This is a genomic window from Azotobacter vinelandii CA (assembly GCF_000380335.1).
GTDB lineage: Bacteria > Pseudomonadota > Gammaproteobacteria > Pseudomonadales > Pseudomonadaceae > Azotobacter > Azotobacter vinelandii.
In genome coordinates this window covers 4,255,207-4,275,946 of record NC_021149.1, presented here as the reverse complement: position 1 = coordinate 4,275,946, position 20,740 = coordinate 4,255,207, and the positions used below count along the sequence as shown (strand labels likewise).

The window sequence follows — 20,740 nt, the reverse complement described above, 5'->3', positions numbered from 1 at the left end:
AAGATTTGGCTGGACCGCACGCTGCCGGAAACAGGCTACCGCTATCACCTACCCGATTGGCTGTCGTGTCATCGACACGGCGGCAACCGAATTGCTTGACGATCATAGAGCGTTGGAACCACCTGATCCCATCCCGAACTCAGCAGTGAAACGACGCATCGCCGATGGTAGTGTGGGGTTTCCCCATGTGAGAGTAGGTCATCGTCAAGCGCCTTTTGCGAACCCCCGGACCGAGTCATCGGTCCGGGGGTTTTTGCTTGGCCCTGGCTCTCTACGAACCCGTCCCGCTCGTTTAGAATGGACGGCCGTTTCACCCGAGCAGTTGCCATGCATGATTCGAGTCGATCCCATGACTTGGGGGAGCTTTCCCTGGACAAACTGGTCGCCTGCCATGAGTGCGACCTGCTGATGCTCAAGCCTGAACTCGCGCCGAGCGAGCGCGCCGAATGTCCCCGCTGTGGTTTCGAGTTGTTCAGCTACCAGCCCCATATGCTGGGGCGCAGCCTGGCCCTGGTCATCGCCGCCTTGTTGCTCTATGTGCCGGCCAACTTCCTGCCGATCCTACAGCTTCGCCTTCTGGGCCAGACGACCGAGGACACTGTATGGAGCGCCGTCGCCGCGCTCTATGAAAGCGATCTGCAGGGCATTGCGGTGGTCGTCTTCCTCTGCAGCATGGGAATACCGTTGCTCAAGCTGCTCTGCCAACTGGTCGTCTTGCTGAGCATACGTTGGGATGTGGGGCGTGGTTATGGTCTGCTGCTGTATCGCATCTACCACCATCTGCGCGAATGGGGAATGCTGGAGGTTTATTTCATGGGCATCCTGGTTTCGATCGTCAAGCTGCTTTCACTGGCCGATCTGGCGGTTGGAACGGGATTGGCCTGTTTCATCTGCCTTCTGCTGGTGCAGGTCTGGCTTGAGATCACCATGTCTCCGCACCAGGTATGGGAAGCCTTGTCCCGGGGGAGGGCGCATGCGAGCCATTGATGCAGGCATTCTGGTCTGTCCCGAGTGCCATCAGCTCAACCGCCGCGAGGAGAACCACGATGGGCTGCAATGCGTTCGCTGCGGCGCTCGGGTCCATGCGCGCCATCCGAACAGCCTGGGGCGTACCTGGGCACTCCTGTTGACTGCCGCAATCCTGTACATCCCGGCCAATCTGCTGCCCATCATGACCGTCAGCGCCCTTGGCAAGGGTGAGCCGGATACCATCATGTCCGGTGTGGTCGCTCTGGTGCAAATGGGCTCCCTGCCCGTGGCGCTGGTAGTGTTCGTGGCGAGCATTCTGGTGCCGACCTTCAAACTGGTCGGTATCGCCTTGCTGCTGATTTCCGTGCAGCGCCACCAGGCGCTTTCCGCCCGCCAGCGCATCCTCATGTTCCGCTTCATCGAGTGGATCGGCCGCTGGTCGATGCTGGATATTTTCGTCATCGCCACTCTGGTGGCCGTGGTCAACTTCGGCACCCTGGCCAGGGTCGAGCCGAACCTGGGAGCCGTGGCCTTTGCCACTGTGGTGATTCTGACCATGCTGGCGGCTACCACCTTCGATCCACGTTTGATTTGGGACAACACGGAGTCCGACGATGACCATGAATGACTTGCCCGAGGCGAGGACCCGTCCGGCCTCTACCTGGTCGGCGATCTGGGTGTTGCCGTTGATCGCCTTGCTGATCGGCTCCTGGCTTGCCTGGCGCGCCTACGACCAGGCCGGCATCGAAGTTCAGGTGCGCTTCACCAGCGGCGAAGGTATCCAGATCAACAAGACCGAGGTGATCTACAAGGGTATGCCGGTCGGCAAGGTCGTAGGTCTTACCCTGGACGACGAAGGCTCGAACACTGGGGTGATCGCCACGCTGGAGATGAACAAGGACGTCGAGTCCTACCTGCGCAGCAATACACGCTTCTGGCTGGTCAAGCCACGGGTTTCCCTGGCTGGCATCACCGGTCTGGAAACCTTGGTTTCCGGGAACTACATAGCGGTCAGCCCTGGAGATGGCGAGCCGAACAAGAAGTTCACCGCTCTGTCCGAAGAACCACCCCTGCCGGACAGCACGCCGGGATTGCATATCACCCTGAAAGCCGAGCGGCTGGGCTCGTTGAATCGAGACAGTCCCGTGTTTTACAAGCAGATCCAGGTCGGCCGGGTAAAGAGCTACCAACTGGCCGAGGATCTGAGTACCGTGGAGATCAGGATCTTCGTCGAGCCGGCCTATGCCCATCTGGTACGCAAGCACACGCGCTTCTGGAATGCCAGTGGAATCACGGTCGATGCCGGACTCGGCGGGGTCAAATTCCATACCGAGTCCCTGGCCAGCATCGTGGCGGGCGGCATTGCCTTCGCCACGCCGGAGAACCGCAAGGACAGCCCGCCCACCGATCCGCGCCTGCCGTTTCGTCTCTATGACAATTTCGACGCGGCCCAGACCGGTATCAAGGTCATGCTCGAGCTGAGCGACTTCGAGGGACTCCAGGCCGGGCGCACCCCGGTGGTGTACAAAGGCATCCAGGTCGGCATCCTGAAAACCTTGCAGATCGAGCCCGGTCTTTCCCGCGCCATGGCCGAGCTGACTCTGGATCCGCTGGCCGAAGATTTCCTGGTCGAGGGTGCCGATTTCTGGGTGGTCAAGCCCTCCATCTCCCTGGGCGGGGTCACCGGCCTCGAAGCGCTGGTGAAGGGCAATTACATCGGCATGCGTCCGGGCGAGAAGGGGGCGTCGGTCAGGCGTTCCTTCGTTGCCCGCAGCAAGGCGCCGCCCATGGATCTCGGCGCTCCCGGTCTGCACTTGGTGCTGACCAGCGATACCCTCGGTTCGCTGGATATCGGTAGTCCGGTGCTCTACCGGCAGATCAAGGTCGGTTCGGTGCAGAGTTTCCAGTTGTCCCGCAATCGCCGCCGTGTGCTGCTGGGCGTGCACATCGAGCCGGAATACGCCAGTCTGGTGAACAGCTCGACGCGCTTCTGGAATGCCAGTGGCGTCACCTTGAGCGGTGGTCTGTCCGGAATCGAGGTGAAGAGCGAGTCCCTGCAGACCTTGCTGGCCGGCGGCATCGCTTTCGAAACTCCCGATCCCGAGGCGTCCGCCAACACGCGGCGGATTCCGCGCTACGCCCTGCACGCCGATCGCGAGACCGCCCTGCAGGCCGGGCTGGAGCTGCAGATCCGCGTCGACAGCGGTGACGGGCTGAAAGCCGGCACGCCGATCCGCTACAAGGGGCTGGATGTCGGCAAGGTGGAAGGGGTCGAACTGAGCGACGACCTGCAATCGGTCCTGCTCCGCGCCCGGATCACCCAGGCAGCCGAGCGCATCGCCCGTGTCGGCAGCCAGTTCTGGGTGGTCAGGCCCGAACTCGGCCTGATGCGTACCGCCAACCTGGATACCCTGATCAGCGGCCCCTACATCGAGGTGCGGCCGGATGCCGGCAAGTCCTCCCGGCAGACGAGTTTCGTCGCCCTGTCGCGCGCGCCGGAAAGCGCCGCCAAGCCGGAGCCCGGCCTTCGGCTGGTGCTCAGTTCGCCGCGGCGCGGTTCGCTCAAGGCGGGCGTACCGGTCACCTACCGCGAGGTGACGGTCGGCAAGGTCACCGGATTCGAACTGGGGCCGAACGCCGACCGGGTGCTGATCGGCATTCTCATCGAACCGCGCTATGCGCCTTTGGTGCGCAGTGGCAGCCGCTTCTGGAACGCCAGTGGCTTCGGTTTCGATTTCAGCCTGCTCAAGGGGGCGCAACTGCGTACCGAGTCGCTGGAAACCCTGCTCGAAGGCGGCATCGCCTTCGCCACGCCCGACGGCGAACGGATGGGCAAGCCGGCGCTTCCGGGGCAGACCTTCCCGCTATTCTCCGAAGCGGACGGCGAATGGCTGCAATGGGCGCCGAAGATCGCTCTGGAAAAGGAGAGGAAGTGATCCGGCACCCCGATGCGTAACGACGAAGGAGAGGGGCCGCATCGCGGCCCCTCGTCGTTTTCGCCGACGATCGGCGTATCGCCGTGAAGTCCGATTCGGCCCGGCGCTTTCCGCCTGTTCCGTTTCCGGCCACAATTCCGCCATGGGCTTGCCCGACGGCAAGCATCGACAAGCCTGAGCCCCGTCGTCACCGGACGGGGTCGTGAGGAGCAGTGAATGAGCAGCAAAGACCGTGTCATCATCTTTGACACCACCCTGCGCGACGGCGAACAGAGCCCCGGCGCCTCCATGACCAAGGAGGAGAAGCTGCGCATCGCCAAGGCGCTGGAGCGGCTCCGGGTGGACGTGATCGAGGCCGGCTTCGCCATTGCCAGCCCGGGAGACTTCGAGGCGGTCAAGGCGATCGCCGAGAGCATCAAGGACAGCACCGTGTGCAGCCTGGCGCGCGCCGTGGACGCGGACATCGAGCGCGCCGCCGAGGCGCTGGCGAACGCCAATTCCGGGCGTATCCACACATTCATCGCCACCAGCCCGATCCACATGCAGTACAAGCTGCGCATGCAGCCCGACCAGGTGGTCGAGCAGGCCGTGCGGGCGGTGAAGAAGGCGCGCGGCCTGTGTGCCGACGTGGAGTTCTCCTGCGAGGATGCCGGCCGTTCGGAAATCGACTTCCTCTGCCGGATCATCGAGGCGGCCATCGATGCCGGCGCGCGCACCATCAACATCCCGGACACCGTCGGCTACGCCATTCCGCACCAGTACGGCGAGATGATCGGCCAACTGCTCGCGCGTATTCCCAACGCCGATAAGGCCGTGTTCTCGGTGCACTGCCACAACGATCTGGGACTGGCCGTGGCCAACTCGCTGGCCGCCGTGGTGGCCGGGGCACGCCAGGTCGAATGCACCATCAACGGCCTCGGCGAACGCGCCGGCAACGCCGCGCTGGAAGAGATCGTCATGGCCATCAAGACCCGTCACGACCTGCTCGGCGTGCACACCAACATCGACACGCCGCACATCCTCGCCGCGTCGCGACTGGTTTCCGGGATCACCGGCTTCCCGGTGCAGCCGAACAAGGCCATCGTCGGTGCCAACGCCTTCGCCCACGAGTCGGGCATCCATCAGGACGGCGTGCTCAAGCACCGCGAGACCTACGAGATCATGTCGGCGCAGTCGGTCGGCTGGCACACCAACAAGATGGTGCTGGGCAAGCACTCCGGGCGTAACGCCTTCCGTACCCGCCTGGAGGAACTGGGCATCCAGCTCGCCGACGAAGCCGCGTTGAACGCGGCCTTCGCCCGCTTCAAGGCGCTGGCCGACAAGAAGCACGAAATCTTCGACGAGGATCTGCAGGCGCTGGTTTCCGAGGCTCAGGACGAAGAGGCGCCGGAACACTTCCGGCTGCATTCCCTGGAGGTCGTTTCGAAGAGCGGTGCGTTGCCGCGGGCGCATCTGCTGCTCTCCGTCGCCGGCTGCGAACAGGAGGCGACGGCCGAGGGCTCGGGGCCCGTGGACGCGATCTTCAAGGCCATCGAATCGCTCGCCGCTTCCCGGGCCAACCTGCAGCTCTACTCGGTCAATGCCATCACCGAAGGCAGCGATTCCCAGGGCGAAGTCACGGTGCGCCTGGAGAAGAGCGGGCGCATCGTCAACGGCAACGGCGCCGACATCGACATCCTGGTGGCGTCGGCCAAGGCCTATATCAACGCGCTGAACCTGATGCAGGCCGGCGTGCCCAAGGCCCATCCGCAGGCGGCCGACGTTTGATCGACGAGGCTCGCCGCCGCGCCTACCTCGGCGCCATGCAGGTGGTCAGTTGGCTGCCGCGAGTGGCGCTGCCGTTCGCCGCGCCGTCGCGACCGGAACTGCTCGAAACGCCCGAGCCGGCGACGCCGCTGCGAACGGACCCGGAGCCCGGAGGCGTGCCCGAGATGCCGTCCCGCCCGCGGCCGGTCGAGCGGGCGAAGATCGAGGTTCCCCGTCCCGTTGCCCGCGTCGAAGCGCCCGCCGTCCGCGAGGCGATCGTCGAGCCGGCCGCGCCCAAGGCCGCTTCGTTGCCGCCACCGCGCTTCGCCCTGCAACTGCTGCGCGCCGGACGCTGCGCCCTGCTGGTCGAACTGCCCACCGGCGAACCCTTCCAGAGCCGCGACCCCGGCTATCTGTTGCTCCGGGACCTGCTGCGCGCCGCAGGGCTTGCGGACAGTCCGCGCACGCTCGGCGAGCCGGTACGCTGGCCCCTGTTCAGGGGCGGCAATCTGGATCAGGGGCCGCAGGCGGCGCTGGAATACGTGCAGACCTTCGTCGCCGCGCGGCTGGAGGAGGAGGGCGATTGTGCCTGCCTGTGGCTGGTCGGCCTGCCGGCGCTGCGTTTCGCCGCCGCGGTCGAGGCCGATGCCTGCCTTCGCGAACTGCAGGTTGAAGGCCTGCCGCCGCTCTGGGCGCTGCCCGGCCTGGAAACCCTGATGGAGGAGCCGGCCCGCAAGGCCGAGCTGTGGCGCGCCATGCGCCGGGTACGTATGCGTTGGATGTCCGCGAATGAGTGATGCGATTAGCTTCCGCCCGATGACCGAGGCGGACCTGGATGCCGTGCTGAAGATCGAATACGCCGCCTTCAGCCATCCCTGGACGCGCGGCATCTTCCAGGATGCCCTGAAGTCCTACGAATGCTGGCTGATGTTCGAGGGTGGCCAGCAGGTTGGCCATGGCGTGATCCAGGTGATCCTTGACGAGGCGCACCTGCTGAACATCACCGTCAAGCCGCAGAACCAGGGGCGCGGGCTCGGCCTGCGGCTGTTGGAGTACTTGATGACGCGGGCGCGGGAGCGCCGGGCCCTGGAGTGCTTTCTCGAGGTGCGGGCCAGCAACGGCGCCGCCTACCGGCTCTACGAGCGCTACGGTTTCAACGAGGTCGGCCGGCGGCGCGACTACTACCCGACCGCCGGCGGACGCGAGGATGCCCTGGTGATGGTCTGCACCCTGCTCGATTGAGCCTCAAGGCTCCCTGTCGCGCGACGACTGCAGCGGCTCGGGGCCTCTGAGCTCCTCGTCGGAAAGAACCTCCTCGTTCTCTTCCTCGTCTTCTTCCGATGAGGACGCTTCGTCCGTGCGGCCATCCCAGGGCTCGCCGTCCAGAGGGAAGAGCCGGGCCTCCTCGGCCTCGTCCAGGCCGGCGCCCGCGCCGATCCCCTCGGCGGTGACGATGCTCAGATCCCTGTCCGCCGGGATGCCGTGGCCGCGCTCTTTGGGCGAGCGTGCGCCATCTTCGGGGATGAGGATCTCCGGGTCCGCATCGTCCATGGTCGGGTGCCCGTCGGGTGTCTCGCCGCCGCTCGTGCCGGCTTCGCGAACCCGCTCCGGGGGGAATTCCTCCCGCAGTTCCTCGGCCGGCCGCCGATCGCCGGCATGGCCCTGCCGCTCGTCCTGGCGACTGCCGAAGTCCAGCGGTTGCAGCGGGCCCATGCGATCTTCGAGGTCGTCTATTTCCTGGACTCGGGGCTTGCGATGTTTCATGGAAAACCTCCTGCCGGGACTGCCTTCTTGCAGGGTGTGACCTGCGCGACAGCGGATGATTCAGGCCGGTCGCCGGCCGGCAATGATGGGGGCTCCTGTGCCGTCGATTCACATCCAGCGAAACTGAGCTGCCGGTTGGTGGTCCCAATCCATATGAACGGTCAATGCCCCACCTGTGCGCAGGACCTGCAAGGCTGCGCCTTCTTCTTCGATGTGGACGGAACGCTTGCCGAAATACAGCCCCGTCCCGAGCTGGTATTCATCCCCGCCGCCATACTCGCCGCCCTTGGCCGGCTCCAGACCGTCGGAGTACCGGTCGCCGTGATCTCCGGTCGTCGGCTGGCGGATCTCGATCAGTTGTTCGAGCCGCTGCGCCTGCCGGCCGCCGGCGTGCACGGCGCCGAGCGCCGCGGCGCCGACGGCCGGCTGCGGCAACTGAACCTGGATCGGGAGGCCCTGCGCCGGGTCGGGGACGAACTGTTCCAGGCCTGCGCCCGGTACCCCGGGTTGCATCTGGAAAACAAGGGACTGGCCTTCGCGCTGCATTTCCGTCTGGCGCCCGAACTGGAGGCGGTCGCGCGCGGCCTGGCCGAGGACTTCATCCGCCGCTACCCCGCGCTGCTGACCCTGCAGCCGGGCAAGTGCGTGTTCGAACTCAAGCCGCGCGGCGCCAGCAAGGGGGAGGTGATCCGCGAATTCATGCGCGAGCCGCCGTTCGGCGGCCGGGTGCCGGTATTCATCGGCGACGACCTCACCGACGAGGCCGGTTTCCAGGCGGTCAACGCCCTGGGTGGGCATTCGTTCAAGGTAGGGCCGGGCGAGACGGCCGCTCGACAGCGGCTGGACTCCGTCTCGGCGGTGGAAAAATGGCTGGACGCTCTGGTCCGGCCCCTCAAACCGGAGGTTTATCCATGAGCCGTCTAGTCGTGATTTCCAATCGGGTCGCTCCCATCCGCGAAGGCAAGATCGCTGCCGGGGGATTGGCCGTGGGCGTGTACGATGCGTTGCGGCAGAATGGCGGCATCTGGTTCGGCTGGAACGGCGAGGTCGGACAGAAGCCGGAAACTGCCTGCGAGAGCGCCGGCAATATCACCTACGTCACCCTGGGCCTCAGCAAGCCGGACTACAACGAATACTACCGCGGCTTCTCCAACGCCACGCTCTGGCCGATCTTCCACTACCGCATCGATCTGGCGCGCTACAGCCGCGAGGAGTACCTGGGCTACCGGCGGGTCAACGCCATGCTGGCGGAGAAGCTCAAGCCCCTGCTGCGTCCCGACGATATCCTCTGGGTCCACGATTACCACCTGATTCCCTTCGCCGCCGCCTGTCGCCAACTGGGAATCGGCAACCGCATCGGCTTCTTCCTGCACATTCCCTTCCCGACGACGGAGGTCCTCACCGCGGTGCCCCCGCACAGGGACCTGTTCCAGACCCTCTGCGACTACGACCTGGTCGGCTTCCAGACCGAGAGCGACCGCATGGCCTTTCAGGACTACGTCTGCCGCGAACTCGACGGGCTCATCGGCACCGACGGCAGCCTGACCGCCTGCGGGCGGAACTTCCGCGCCGGCGTCTATCCCATCGGCGTCATGCCCGACGATATCCGCCGTTTGGCCGACTCCTACCGGGGCCGTCGCCCCATGATCGGGCGGACCGCCGAAGGCAAGCTGCGCAAGACCCTCATCAGCGTCGACCGGCTGGACTACTCCAAGGGGCTGGTGGAACGCTTCCTGGCCTACGAGCAGTTCCTCGAACATTACCCCGAGCACCGGCGCAACGTGGAACTCATCCAGATCGCGCCGACCTCGCGCACCGACGTGAAGACCTACCGGGCCATCCGCAAGCAACTGGAAACCGTGGCCGGGCATGTCAACGGACGTCTGGCCGATCTCGACTGGATGCCGCTGCACTATCTCAACAAGAGCCTCGAGCGGCGCACCCTGATGGGCCTGTTCCGCACCGCCAACGTCGGCCTGGTCACTCCGCTGCGCGACGGCATGAACCTGGTGGCCAAGGAATACGTCGCCGCGCAGAATCCGGCCGATCCGGGCGTGCTGGTGCTGTCGCGCTTCGCCGGCGCGGCCCACGAGCTGGGCGCGGCGCTGATCGTCAACCCCTACGACTGCCTGGGCATGGCCGAGGCCATGGACCGCGCCCTGCGCATGCCGCTGGAGGAGCGCAAGGAACGTTACGAGGACATGATGCGGGCCTTGCGTGCCGCCGACCTGAACGCCTGGCGGGACAACTTTCTGCGCGACCTGCGAACCTTCGGCCGGCACCGGGTGGTGACGGCGAGCCGTGCCGCCGTCTGAATCCCCGTGCCGGCATCCGGCGCGCGGGTTTCAGCGCAGTTGCAGGTGCAGGTTCGCTGCTTCCGGCAGCAGCAGCTCCAGGCCGTACCAGGTGAGCATCAGCGCCAAGCCGCCGAGCCAGACGCCGAGGGCGATCTGCAGCACCAGGCTGCCGCTCCGGCGCCGCGCCGGTGCGGCGGCACGCGACGGGGCGATCTCCAGGTCGAAGTCTTCCTGGTCATCCTCGCGGGCGCTGAAGCCCTCCAGTCTGTTTCGCATGTTCATCAACTCATCCTGCCGCGCCGCGCTCCGCTGGAGCCGGCCCGCGGCGTACGTCGGTATGGGCGAGCGCCGTTCGCTCGCGGGTCGGGAAGGCATCGTGGGGATGCTGCATGCCGTCTACGGGGGGCGGCCGAATCTTACCGCATCTTTCCCGAGCCTTCGGTCGTTTTTCGAATTGTCGCGACGGGACGTCATGGCGGTCGGGCCCTTGCCCGCCGATACCACTTGACCCGGTGCGCGGCAAGCCTCGGCCTTCAGGCCGGAGAAGGATAGCGCGGGGCGCGGAGCGGCCCTATACTCGCGCCTGTACGGATAGACAGTCCTTTCCATGCTTCGACTTCAAGCCTTCAAATTCGAAGTGATGCCAACCGGCGAACAGCAGCGCCAGATGCGCCGCTTCGCTGGCTCGTGCCGGTTCGTGTTCAACAAGGCATTGGCGTGGCAAAAGGAACGCTACGAACAGGGCGAATCGAGGCTCGGCTATGCCGGACTGTGCAAGCGGCTCACGGAATGGCGGCATGATCCGGAGACGGCCTGGCTGGCGGATGCACCGGTTCATCCGCTGCAACAGGCACTCAAGGACCTGGAGCGGGCCTACGCCAATTTCTTCGCCCAGCGGGCCGACTTCCCGCGCTTCAAGAAGAAGGGCCGGCGCGACAGCTTCCGCTATCCCGACCCGAAGCAGATCAAGCTCAACCAGGAAAATAGCCGCCTGTTCCTGCCCAAGCTCGGCTGGCTGCGTTATCGCAACAGCCGGAACGTGTCCGGCATGGTGAAGAACGTCACCGTCAGCCAGTGTTGCGGCAAGTGGTTCGTGTCCATCCAGACCGAGCGCAAGATGGCGCAACCCATCCCGAAGGGTGGTGCGGTCGGCATCGACATGGGGGTGTCCCGCTTCGCCACGCTCTCGGACGGCACGTTCTACGCACCGCTCAACAGCTTCAAGCAGCATGAGAAACGACTGCGCAAGGCGCAGCGGGCGATGAGCCGCAAGCAGAAGTTCAGCAACAACTGGAAGAAGGCGAAAGCCCGCGTCCAGCGTATCCATTCCCGGATCGGCCATGCCCGCCGCGACTACCTGCACAAGATCTCGACCACGATCAGCCAAAACCACGCGATGGTGTGTATCGAGGACTTGCCGGTGCGGAACCTGTCCAGGTCGGCGGCAGGCACAACCGAAGTACCGGGCAGAAACGTTCGGGCCAAGTCCGACCTGAACAAATCCATCCTCGACCAGGGCTGGTTCGAGTTCCGCCGCCAACTGGACTACAAGCTGGCGTGGAACGGCGGCTGGCTCGTTGCCGTGCCGCCGCAGAACACCAGCCGCACCTGCCCGTGCTGCGGGCATGTGTCGGCGGACAACCGGCAGAGCCAGGCCCGGTTCGAGTGCGTGGAGTGTGGTTTCGAGGAAAACGCCGATGTGGTCGGCGCGATCAATGTGTCAAGGGCGGGACACGCCCGGTTCGCCTGTGAAGTGAGCGGTGTGGTAAGGCCGCCAGCAGCAGGAACCCGCCGAGGTGAGTCGGCCCGGGTGGGCTGAACACGGTAGGAATCCCCTTCCTTTTCGTCTTTTGGGCGGCAAGCGTCAGCGAGAGGGAGGGGAGGATGTCAAGAACGTTCACCGGGATCGGGCAGGATCGGCTAAGACTGAAAAGGAGCCCGGTTGGCCACAGAGGCGAAGCCGACCTCGATGTACGGTGGCCATTCGCTCTTCAACTGAGGGAACAGAGATGCGCAAGATCGGCGATTCCATCCCACACGGCCCATCGATGAGCCGTCCGGCCACCCCGGCGTTCGGCGGGCTCCAGGGCTCCATCCTGCGCAGCCGCGACACCGATCCGGACCCGGCCAGGATTCTGGAGGTCCCTTGCGCCGACGCTTTTTCGATCATCGTCCAGCTCCGGGATTTCGCCTCGCACAGACTGTGGCGAGGCAAGCGCCTGGCGTACAAGGGCGGTCATGTCCGGGAAAGCATGTCGATCGCCTACCTCGGAGACGAGGTGCGGTGCCAGCATCTGGCGCCCTATGACAACCTTCGCCTCAATCTTCCGCGGGCATCGCTGGAGGAGACTTTCCGCGAGGCGGGTGCCGGTGCGCCCGGCAGCCTCGACTGCGCGCAGGGAACGCTCGACCCCGTCGTCTATCACCTGTCGCTCGCGCTCGTTCCGGCATTGAGCATGCCCGGCGAGGCGAACCGGCTCTTCGTCGATCAGGTCATGCTGGCCATGTGTACCCACATCGGTTCGCGCTACGGGAAAACCGGCCCCTTGCGGGACATCCCGGGAGGCCTCGCTCCCTGGCAGGAGAGACGAGCCAAGGAGATGCTCGCCGAGCATCTCGCCGACGGCTTGTCGATCGCCGAACTGGCGGCGGAATGCTCCCTGTCGCGGGCCTACTTCTCTCGCGCATTCAAGCGGAGCACGGGGCTGGCTCCCCACGAGTGGCTGCTGAAGATGCGGGTGGAAAAGGCCAAGGAGTTGATGCTGCACACCTCCATGAGCCTTTCGCGGATCGGCCTGGATTGCGGCTTCACGGACCAGTCCCACTTCTCCAGGGTTTTCCAGAAGATGACCGGGGCCGCACCTTCCAATTGGAGGCGCTTCCATCGGACGGGCAGGCCGCACGCGGTGGCATCGACGGTCATGGTACCTCCCGGCACCGCAGGTAACCTCTGTCCATCGAAATGAACCGCACATCCTTTCCAGGGCGGCACATCGATACAAGACTCCGGCCGGTCGCCTGCCACATCGTCATGCTCCCCAACCTTGCTGGAGGCTGTTATGACTACCGCGAAAGCCGTTCCCGGTCGGACTTTGCTGGACCCGGCCAACCACACCCTGATCATGATCGACCACCAGTCGCAGATGTCCTTCGCCACCAAGTCGATCGATGCGGTGTCGCTGCGCAACAACGTCGCCCTGGTGGCCAAGGCCGCCAGGGAGTTCAAGGTTCCCGCCATCCTGACGACGGTGGCGGAAAAGAGCTTCTCGGGCCCCATCTTCGACGAGATCCGCTCCGTGTTCCCCGAGCACAGGGTGATCGACCGGACCACCATGAACACCTGGGAGGACGAGCGGATCGCGGTCGAGGTCAACCGGGCCGGCAAGGACAAGATCGTCTTCGCCGGCCTGTGGACCTCGGTGTGCATCGTCGGTCCGGTGCTGTCCGCCCTGGACCAGGGCTTCGAGGCCTACGTGATCGCCGATGCCTGCGGCGATGTCTCGGACGAGGCCCACGAACGCGCCATGCAGCGCATGATCCAGCAGGGGGCCCGGCCGATGACCGCCCTCCAGTACCTGCTCGAACTGCAGCGCGACTGGGCGCGCGGCGAGACCTACGACGAAACGGTGCGGACCTCCATCGCCCACGGCGGCGCCTATGGCTTGGGGCTGATCTACGCCAAGACCATGTTCAACGCCTCGGAAGGCCACTGAGCGCCCGCGCCGGCCCTCGCCGGGTCGGCGCGACACAGGGACACAGGAGTGAAGCGATGAGCACCGAGACGTCAGAGGGCATAGTGACCCTGCTCATCCGCCATCGGGTCAGGGAAGGGCGGGAGCGGGAATACGAAGGCTGGCTGCGCCGCACCGTGGACGTCGCCAAGGGCTATCCCGGCCACCTCGGTGTCGACGTGCTGCGTGAGCAGGACGGCGACCGGCGCCGTTTCACCTGCGTCCTGCGCTTCGCCAGCACCGGCCAGTTGCAGGCCTGGCTGGAGTCCGCCGACCGTCGCCGACTGATCGAGGAGGTCGCTCCTCTGCTCACCGACGGCGACCGCCTGGAACTCAGCCCCGGCCGCGAGTTCTGGTTCACGCCGGGCGACGTGAACCCGCCGCCGCGCTGGAAACAGGCCTGTGTCTCCTTCCTGGCGATCCTGCCGCTGTCCCTGCTGGTGCCGCTGCTCTGGCAACCGCTGTTCGAGGCGCTGCCCTGGCTCGGCGGCTACCTGCCGAGCAACGTCCTCATCACCCTCAGCATCGTGCTGCTGGTGGTCTATCTATTCATGCCGGCGGTGACCCGCTGGTTTTCCGCCTGGCTGAACGCCCACTGACTAGGGAGGAATCCATGCACGACGATCCACCCCGTCACAGCCGCCGCCAGTTCCTCGCCGCCGGTTCGCTCCTGGGCGCGGCAGGCGTGCTCTGGTCCGCGCTGCCCTTCGCCGGCTCCACCCAAGACACCACTTCAGGGGGTTCCATGACCGCCGATCTGATCCTCTTCAATGGCCGCATCCATACCGTCGACCGCGACAAGCCCAGCGCCACGGCCGTGGCCGTCAAGGACGGCCGGTTTCTCGCCGTCGGCAGCGACATCGAGGCCATGGCCCTGCGCGGCGCCGCCACGCGGGTGATCGACCTGCAACGACGCACCGTGATCCCCGGCCTCAACGACTCGCACCTGCACCTGATCCGTGGCGGGCTCAACTACAACCTGGAGCTGCGCTGGGAAGGCGTGCCCTCGCTGGCCGATGCCTTGCGCATGCTCAAGGAGCAGGCCGAGCGCACGCCAGCGCCGCAGTGGGTGCGGGTGGTCGGCGGCTGGACCGAATTCCAGTTCGCCGAGAAACGCATGCCGACCCTCGACGAACTGAACCGGGCGGCGCCGGATACCCCGGTGTTCGTCCTGCACCTCTACGACCGCGCGCTGCTCAACCGCGCCGCGCTCGAGGTGGTGGGCTACACCCGCGACACCCCCAACCCGCCCGGCGGCGAGATCCAGCGCGACGCCAGCGGCAACCCCACCGGCATGCTGATCGCCCGTCCCAACGCGATGATCCTCTACGCCACCCTGGCCAAGGGGCCGAAGCTGCCGCTGGAATACCAGGTCAACTCGACCCGCCAGTTCATGCGCGAACTCAACCGCCTGGGTCTGACCAGCGCCATCGACGCCGGCGGCGGCTTCCAGAACTACCCGGAGGATTACGAGGTGATCCGCAAGCTGGCCGAGGACGACCAGCTCAGCGTGCGCATCGCCTACAACCTGTTCACCCAGAAGCCCAAGGAAGAGCTGGCCGATTTCCAGAACTGGAGCAAGATGGTCAAGCCCGGCGCGGGCAACGATTTCTTCCGCCACAACGGCGCCGGCGAAATGCTGGTGTTCTCCGCCGCCGACTTCGAGGACTTCCTCGAACCGCGCCCGGACCTGCCGGCGAGCATGGAGCAGGAGCTGGAGCCGGTGGTCCGCCATCTGGTCGAGCAGCGCTGGCCGTTCCGCCTGCACGCCACCTACGACGAGTCCATCTCGCGCATGCTCGACGTGTTCGAGAAGGTCGACCGCGACATTCCCTTCGCCGGCCTGCCCTGGTTTTTCGACCATGCCGAGACCATCAGCCCGCGCAACATCGAGCGGGTCAGGGCCCTGGGCGGCGGCATCGCCATCCAGCATCGCATGGCCTTCCAGGGCGAATACTTCGTCGACCGCTACGGCAAGCGGGCCGCCGAGCAGACCCCGCCGATCCAGCGCATGCTTTCCGAGGGCGTGCCGGTGGGCGCCGGCACCGATGCCACCCGGGTGGCCAGCTACAACCCCTGGACCGCGCTGTACTGGCTGGCCAGCGGCAAGACCGTCGGCGGCGCGCAGCTCTACCCGCAGGGACTGTCCAGGGAAACCGCGCTGGAGTTGTTCACCCGCGGCAGCGCCTGGTTCTCCAGCGAGCAGGGCAGGAAAGGGCAGATCAAGGTGGGGCAGTTCGCCGACCTGGCGGCCTTGTCGGCGGACTATTTCAGCGTCGAGGAAGAACGGATCAAGTGGCTCGAGTCGGTGCTGACGGTGGTCGGCGGCAAGGTGGTCTACGCCGCCGCCGAATTCGACGAACTCGACCCGCCGACCCCGCCGGTGCTGCCGGACTGGTCGCCGGTGAGCCGCGTGCCCGGCCACTGGAAACCCGCCGCGCCGCTGGCCGCCCGGGTGCACCAGTGCGCCGGCGCCTGCACCGTGCACGCCCACAACCACGAACGGGCGCGCCTCTCCGACGTGCCGGTCAGCGACCACCAGGGCTTCTGGGGCGCGCTGGGCTGCTCCTGTTTCGCCTTCTGAGCGCCAGCGAGCCGGAAACCTCCGGCTCGCTTCCTCTGCTATGGCGCGTGCGCCTGCACGCGACCGTCTATACCTGACTCCAGGATTCCCCGCAAAGGACGGCCCGACCATGAGCGTACCCGCCACCTCGCCCTGGAGCCCGCTGCGCCAGACGACCTTCCGCTGGCTGTGGCTGGCCAGCATCGCCTCGAACATCGGCACCTGGATGCACGAGGTCGGTGCCGGCTGGCTGATGACCACGCTGTCGGCCAGCCCTTTGAACGTGGCGCTGGTGCAGGTGGCCGGCTCCCTGCCGATGTTCTTCCTGGCCCTGCCGGCCGGTGCCCTGGCGGACATCGTCGACAAGCGCCGCTACCTGCTCGGCGTGCAACTGTGGATGGCGACGGTGGCCACGCTGCTGGCGGCGCTCACCCTGCTCGGCCTGACCAGCGTCTGGCTGCTGCTGGCGCTGACCCTGTGCATGGGCATCGGCACGGCGCTGATGATGCCGGCCTGGAGTGCGACCACGCCGGAGCTGGTGGACAAGGATGAGCTGCCGGCGGCGGTGGCGCTGTCCAGCGTCGGCGTCAACCTGGCGCGGGCGGTCGGCCCGGCCATCGCCGGGGTGCTGGTCAGCCTGGTCGGTCCCTGGCTGACCTTCGCCCTCAACGCGCTCTCGTTCTTCGCGGTGATCGCCGTGCTGCTGGCCTGGAGACGCGAGACGGAGCCCGCGGTGCTGCCGGCCGAACGTCTGTTCGGCGCGCTGCGCGCCGGCTGGCGCTACAGCCGCAGCTCGCGGCCGCTGCAGGCGGTGCTGGTGCGCGCGCTGGCGTTCTTCCTCGGCGCCAGCGCCGGCATGTCGCTGCTGCCGCTGATCGTGCGCGGCGAGCTGCAGGGCAGCGCCACCGACTTCGGCCTGTTGCTCGGCTGCGTCGGCATCGGCGCGGTGCTCGGCGCCGCCTTCCTGCCGCGCCTGCACGAGCGGCTGGGTGGCGACCGCCTGGTGCTGCTGGCCAGCCTGCTCTACGCGCTGGTGCTGATCGCCCTGGCGCTGCTGCGCGACCTCTACCTGCTGGTCCCGGTGATGCTGCTCAGTGGCGCGGCCTGGATCGCCGTGCTGTCCAGCCTGCAGGTGGCGGCGCAGACCTCGGTGCCGGGCTGGGTGCGGGCGCGCGCGCTGGCCGTCTACATCCTGGTGTTCTTCGGCAGCATGGCTGCCGGCGGCACCCTGTGGGGGCTGGTCGCCAGCCGCGCGTCAATCCCCTTCGCCCTGCTGTGCGCCGCCGCGCTGCTGGCGCTGGGGCTGCTCGTCGCCCTGCGCTTCCACCTGCCGGTCACCGAGGCGGAGGATCTGGCGCCCTCGCTGCACTGGCCGGCGCCGATCCTCGCCGAGGGCCTGGACCGGGAGCGGGGGCCTGTGGTCGTCACCCTGGAATACGACATCGACCCGCGCAGGGCGGCGGCCTTCCAGCAGGCGATGGAGGAGGTGCGTGGCATGCGCCGGCGCAACGGGGCGATTTCCTGGTGCCTGGTGCAGGACAGCGAGAATCCGCGCCAGTGGCTGGAGTTCTTCATCGACGAATCCTGGCTGGAACACCTGCGCCATCATCAGCGGGTGACCCGTGGCGAATTGAAAATCGAGGCGGCTGCCCGGCGCTTCCAGACCCCGGGCATCGATATCCGTATCCGGCACTACCTGAAAGGCCGGCTGGCCCCGGAGCATCCCGGCAGGAAATGACCCTTCCGCGCGGCCGCCGCTGTCGGTGGAGCGGGGCGCTTCTTCGCTTGCGCCCGTCGCCGCCGGGAGCCTCCGACAAAACCCCGTAACGACGAAACCAATATCCTCCGGCGTTGCCTGACTCCGGCAGGCCGCGCGTGGGAGCGCCGTCATGGCCGAGCCAGCGATGCCCTGCTGGTGCATCCCCAGCCCTTCGGGAGGCGCCGGGTGCCCAGGGGCGCTCGCCAACGACAACATCAAAAAACCAGAAGGATGGTTGCATGAACGCATCGACATCGAGTACGGGCAGGCTGCTCATAGACATGGTCGGGGGGCACGATTACGGCTATGACCTGGCCCTGCAATCCGATGGCCGGATTCTGATCGGCGGTCAGGGCTCATCGAACTTCGGCGTGGTCCGGCTGAACGCCGACGGCACCCTCGACACCGGCTTCAGCGGCGACGGCAAGGCCACCTTCGACATCGCCGGCGACTACGATTACGGCCGCAGCCTGGCCGTGCAGTCCGACGGCAAGATCCTGCTGGGGGGATACAGCTTCAACCCCGGTACCGGTAATCACGACTTCAGCCTGATCCGCCTGAACGCCAACGGCTCCCGCGACACCAGCTTCAGCGGCGACGGCAGGTTCAGCTTCGACAGCGGCGACGATTACGGCTATGCGCTGGCTGTGCAGGCCGACGGCAAGATCCTGCTGGCCGGTTCCAGTTACAGCCCGGGCGACGGCGCTACTTACGACTTCGGGGTGATCCGCCTGAACGCCGACGGCACGCTCGACAGCGGTTTCGGCAGCGGCGGCGAGGTCGCCTTCGATATCGCCGGCTCCTCCGATTACATCCATGGCCTGAGCGTGCTGCCCGACGGTAAGATCCTGCTGGCTGGGTTCGGCTTCAACTCCGCCGGCGGCGATTACGATTTCAGCGTGGCGCGCCTGAACGCCGACGGCAGCCTCGATAGCGGCTTCGGCGATGCCGGTACGCTCGTCTTCGACGGCGGCGCCGGTGGCGACGATTACGGCTATGCCATGGTCGTGCAGTCCGACGGCAAGATCCTGCTGGGTGGCGGCATCGACGACGACTTCGGGGTGATCCGCCTGAACGCCGATGGCAGCCTCGACAGCGGTTTCGGCAGCGGCGGCAAGGCCGTGTTCGATGTCGCGGGCGGTTCCGACAGCGGCCGCAGCCTGGCTATTCAGGCGGATGGCAAGATCCTGCTGGCCGGCTTCGGTTACAACCCCGGCAGCGGTAATTACGACTTCGGGGTGATCCGCCTGAACGCCGACGGCACGCTCGACACCGGATTCGGCAGTGCCGGCAGGGCCGTGTTCGATATCGCGGGCAGCTACGACGAGGGCCAGGGCCTGGTTGTGCAGGCCGATGGCAAGATCCTGGTCACGGGCTCCAGCTACAACCCCGATAGTCGCAAATACGATATCAGCGCGATTCGCCTGAACGCCGACGGCACGCTCGACACGACCTTCGGGGCGCCGGTCGGGGAGACCGTGGTTCTCGAAGGCAGCGACGGCGACGACCTGCTGATCGGTGGCGACGCGAACGAGTCGATCCTCGGCAAGGGCGGCGACGACCTGCTCGACGGCGGCGCCGGGCGCGACATCCTGAGCGGCGGAGCGGGCGCCGACCTGTTCCGCTTTTCGAGCCGGGCGGACAGCTACCGCACCGACAGCGAAATCGCCAGCGACCGGATCGCCGACTTCGATCCCGGCCAGGATCGTATCGACCTCTCGGCGCTGGGCTTCATCGGCCTGGGCGACGGCCGTGACGGCACTTTGGCGGTGCGGGTGAACGATGCCGGCACCCTGACCTATCTCAAGAGCCTCGAGGCGGATGCCGAAGGACGGCGCTTCGAGGTATCGCTGAAGGGCGATCTCGCCGATCTGCTCGACAGCGGCAATCTGCTCTTCGCCGCCGAGACCCTCGAAGGCAGCGCGGCCGACGACACCCGGATCGGCAGCGCGGCGGCGGAAATCCTCGCCGGCGAGGGCGGAGACGACCGCCTGTACGGCGCCGGCGGCGACGACCTGCTCGACGGCGGCGCCGGGCGCGACCGGCTGAGCGGTGGCAGCGGCGCCGACGTATTCCGCTTCTCCGGCCGCGAGGACAGCTACCGCACCGCCAGCGAGAACTTCGCCGACCTGATCCTCGACTTCGACCCCGACCAGGACCGTATCGACCTTTCCGGCCTCGGCTTCAGCGGCCTGGGCGACGGCCGCGACGGCACCCTGGCGGTGCGGCTGAACGATGCCGGCACGCGCACCTACCTCAAGAGCTTCGAGACGGATGCCGAAGGCAGGCGCTTCGAGGTCGCCCTGGACGGCGACCTCGCCGGGCGGCTCGATAGCGGCAACCTGTTCTTCGCCGCCGTGGCTCTCGAAGGCAGCGCGGCCGACGACACCCTGATCGGCGGCGCGGTGGCGGAGGTTCTCACGGGCGGGGCCGGCGACGACTACCTGAATGGCGGCGCCGGCGGCGATATCCTCGACGGTGGTGCCGGGCGCGACACCCTGATCGGCGGAGCGGGCGCCGACCTGTTCCGCTTCTCGGCCCGCGAGGACAGCCACCGCACCGCCAGCGAAGGCTCCGTCGACCTGATCCTCGACTTCGATGCCGATGAGGATCGCATCGACCTGTCGACGCTGGGCTTCACCGGCCTGGGCGACGGCCGCGACGGTACCCTGGCCGTGCAGGCGAGCGGCGACCGCACCTACCTCAAGAGCTTCGAGGCGGATGCCGAAGGCAGGCGTTTCGAGATCGCCCTGGAGGGCGACCATGGCGACGGGCTTTCCGCCGACGCTTTCCTGTTCGCGGCGGTGGCCGATCCGCTTCAGGTCATCGGCATCCCGCAGGGCGAGCAGGCCGCTTGAGAAAGCGCAGGGGCGTCGTCGACGGTGGATGATGCCCCTGCGATACCCTCGTTTGAATGCGAAGCCGAATGCCTCGGCGATCGCCTGCGTTCCACCGGCTCGGGATGGGCGGCGGTG

The 20,740-nt window shown here is 66.6% G+C and carries 17 protein-coding genes and 1 rRNA gene; 16 read left to right on the top strand and 2 right to left on the bottom strand.

The annotated features are described in order from the left end of the window. Nucleotides 1-94 precede the first annotated feature (94 nt). The 7 genes from rrf to rimI all read left to right on the top strand — a co-directional run bounded on the left by rrf (nucleotide 95) and on the right by rimI (nucleotide 6,893). Nucleotides 95-210, top strand: a 5S ribosomal RNA gene (rrf, locus tag AVCA_RS19300). 117 nt (nucleotides 211-327) lie between these two features. Then, nucleotides 328-987 (top strand): paraquat-inducible protein A, encoded by a 660-nt coding sequence (locus AVCA_RS19295; RefSeq protein ID WP_012702739.1) that lies wholly within the window; start codon nucleotides 328-330, stop codon nucleotides 985-987. Beyond that, nucleotides 974-1,597, top strand: coding sequence for a paraquat-inducible protein A (locus AVCA_RS19290; protein ID WP_012702738.1), 624 nt, complete (start codon nucleotides 974-976; stop codon nucleotides 1,595-1,597). Before AVCA_RS19295 ends, AVCA_RS19290 begins: the two co-directional genes overlap by 14 nt. Further along, a complete protein-coding gene (locus AVCA_RS19285; RefSeq protein ID WP_012702737.1) occupies nucleotides 1,590-3,905 on the top strand; it encodes a PqiB family protein in 2,316 nt (771 codons plus the stop codon). The genes AVCA_RS19290 and AVCA_RS19285 overlap by 8 nt, the downstream gene beginning before the upstream one ends. Nucleotides 3,906-4,121: 216 nt before the next feature. Then, nucleotides 4,122-5,672, top strand: coding sequence for a 2-isopropylmalate synthase (locus AVCA_RS19280; RefSeq protein WP_012702736.1), 1,551 nt, complete (start codon nucleotides 4,122-4,124; stop codon nucleotides 5,670-5,672). Further along, nucleotides 5,669-6,448, top strand: coding sequence for a hypothetical protein (locus AVCA_RS19275; protein ID WP_012702735.1), 780 nt, complete (start codon nucleotides 5,669-5,671; stop codon nucleotides 6,446-6,448). The genes AVCA_RS19280 and AVCA_RS19275 overlap by 4 nt, the downstream gene beginning before the upstream one ends. Next, a complete protein-coding gene (gene rimI / locus AVCA_RS19270) occupies nucleotides 6,441-6,893 on the top strand; it encodes a ribosomal protein S18-alanine N-acetyltransferase (protein ID WP_041807402.1) in 453 nt (150 codons plus the stop codon). Before AVCA_RS19275 ends, rimI begins: the two co-directional genes overlap by 8 nt. A gap of 3 nt (nucleotides 6,894-6,896) precedes the next feature. Here the strand turns inward: rimI and AVCA_RS19265 are convergent, their stop codons facing one another. Continuing rightward, the gene (locus AVCA_RS19265; protein WP_012702733.1) at nucleotides 6,897-7,415 is read right to left on the bottom strand and encodes a hypothetical protein; all 519 of its coding nucleotides are present in this window, start codon (nucleotides 7,413-7,415) and stop codon (nucleotides 6,897-6,899) included. Between the two features lie 153 nt (nucleotides 7,416-7,568). Here AVCA_RS19265 and otsB point away from each other — a divergent pair, with 153 nt between their 5' ends. Beyond that, on the top strand, nucleotides 7,569-8,330 hold the full coding sequence (otsB, locus tag AVCA_RS19260; protein ID WP_012702732.1) for a trehalose-phosphatase: 762 nt from the start codon (nucleotides 7,569-7,571) through the stop codon (nucleotides 8,328-8,330). Next, nucleotides 8,327-9,730, top strand: a complete 1,404-nt coding sequence (gene otsA, locus AVCA_RS19255; RefSeq protein WP_012702731.1) for an alpha,alpha-trehalose-phosphate synthase (UDP-forming) — start codon at nucleotides 8,327-8,329, stop codon at nucleotides 9,728-9,730. Before otsB ends, otsA begins: the two co-directional genes overlap by 4 nt. A 30-nt stretch (nucleotides 9,731-9,760) precedes the next feature. Here otsA and AVCA_RS19250 read toward each other — a convergent pair whose 3' ends face one another. Continuing rightward, complete coding sequence (locus AVCA_RS19250) at nucleotides 9,761-9,994, bottom strand: hypothetical protein (RefSeq protein WP_012702730.1); 234 nt, start codon at nucleotides 9,992-9,994, stop codon at nucleotides 9,761-9,763. Nucleotides 9,995-10,319: 325 nt separating this feature from the next. On the opposite strand from AVCA_RS19250, the gene AVCA_RS19245 reads away from it, so the two are divergent. From AVCA_RS19245 to AVCA_RS19215, 7 genes are all read left to right on the top strand, one after another. Further along, nucleotides 10,320-11,531, top strand: coding sequence for an RNA-guided endonuclease InsQ/TnpB family protein (locus AVCA_RS19245; RefSeq protein ID WP_012702729.1), 1,212 nt, complete (start codon nucleotides 10,320-10,322; stop codon nucleotides 11,529-11,531). Nucleotides 11,532-11,721: 190 nt separating this feature from the next. After that, on the top strand, nucleotides 11,722-12,678 hold the full coding sequence (locus AVCA_RS19240) for a helix-turn-helix domain-containing protein (RefSeq protein WP_012702728.1): 957 nt from the start codon (nucleotides 11,722-11,724) through the stop codon (nucleotides 12,676-12,678). A 93-nt stretch (nucleotides 12,679-12,771) separates the two neighbouring features. Beyond that, a complete protein-coding gene (locus AVCA_RS19235) occupies nucleotides 12,772-13,425 on the top strand; it encodes a hydrolase (protein ID WP_012702727.1) in 654 nt (217 codons plus the stop codon). 56 nt (nucleotides 13,426-13,481) lie between these two features. Beyond that, nucleotides 13,482-14,042: an antibiotic biosynthesis monooxygenase gene (locus AVCA_RS19230; protein WP_175556041.1), complete on the top strand. Its 561-nt coding sequence runs from the start codon at nucleotides 13,482-13,484 to the stop codon at nucleotides 14,040-14,042. 14 nt (nucleotides 14,043-14,056) lie between these two features. After that, a complete protein-coding gene (locus AVCA_RS19225) occupies nucleotides 14,057-16,027 on the top strand; it encodes an amidohydrolase (RefSeq protein ID WP_012702725.1) in 1,971 nt (656 codons plus the stop codon). Nucleotides 16,028-16,136: 109 nt separating this feature from the next. After that, nucleotides 16,137-17,744, top strand: coding sequence for an MFS transporter (locus AVCA_RS19220; RefSeq protein ID WP_012702724.1), 1,608 nt, complete (start codon nucleotides 16,137-16,139; stop codon nucleotides 17,742-17,744). A 302-nt stretch (nucleotides 17,745-18,046) separates the two neighbouring features. Beyond that, entirely contained in the window at nucleotides 18,047-20,623 is a 2,577-nt protein-coding gene (locus AVCA_RS19215) for a M10 family metallopeptidase C-terminal domain-containing protein (RefSeq protein WP_012702723.1), read from the top strand. Nucleotides 20,624-20,740: the final 117 nt, after the last annotated feature.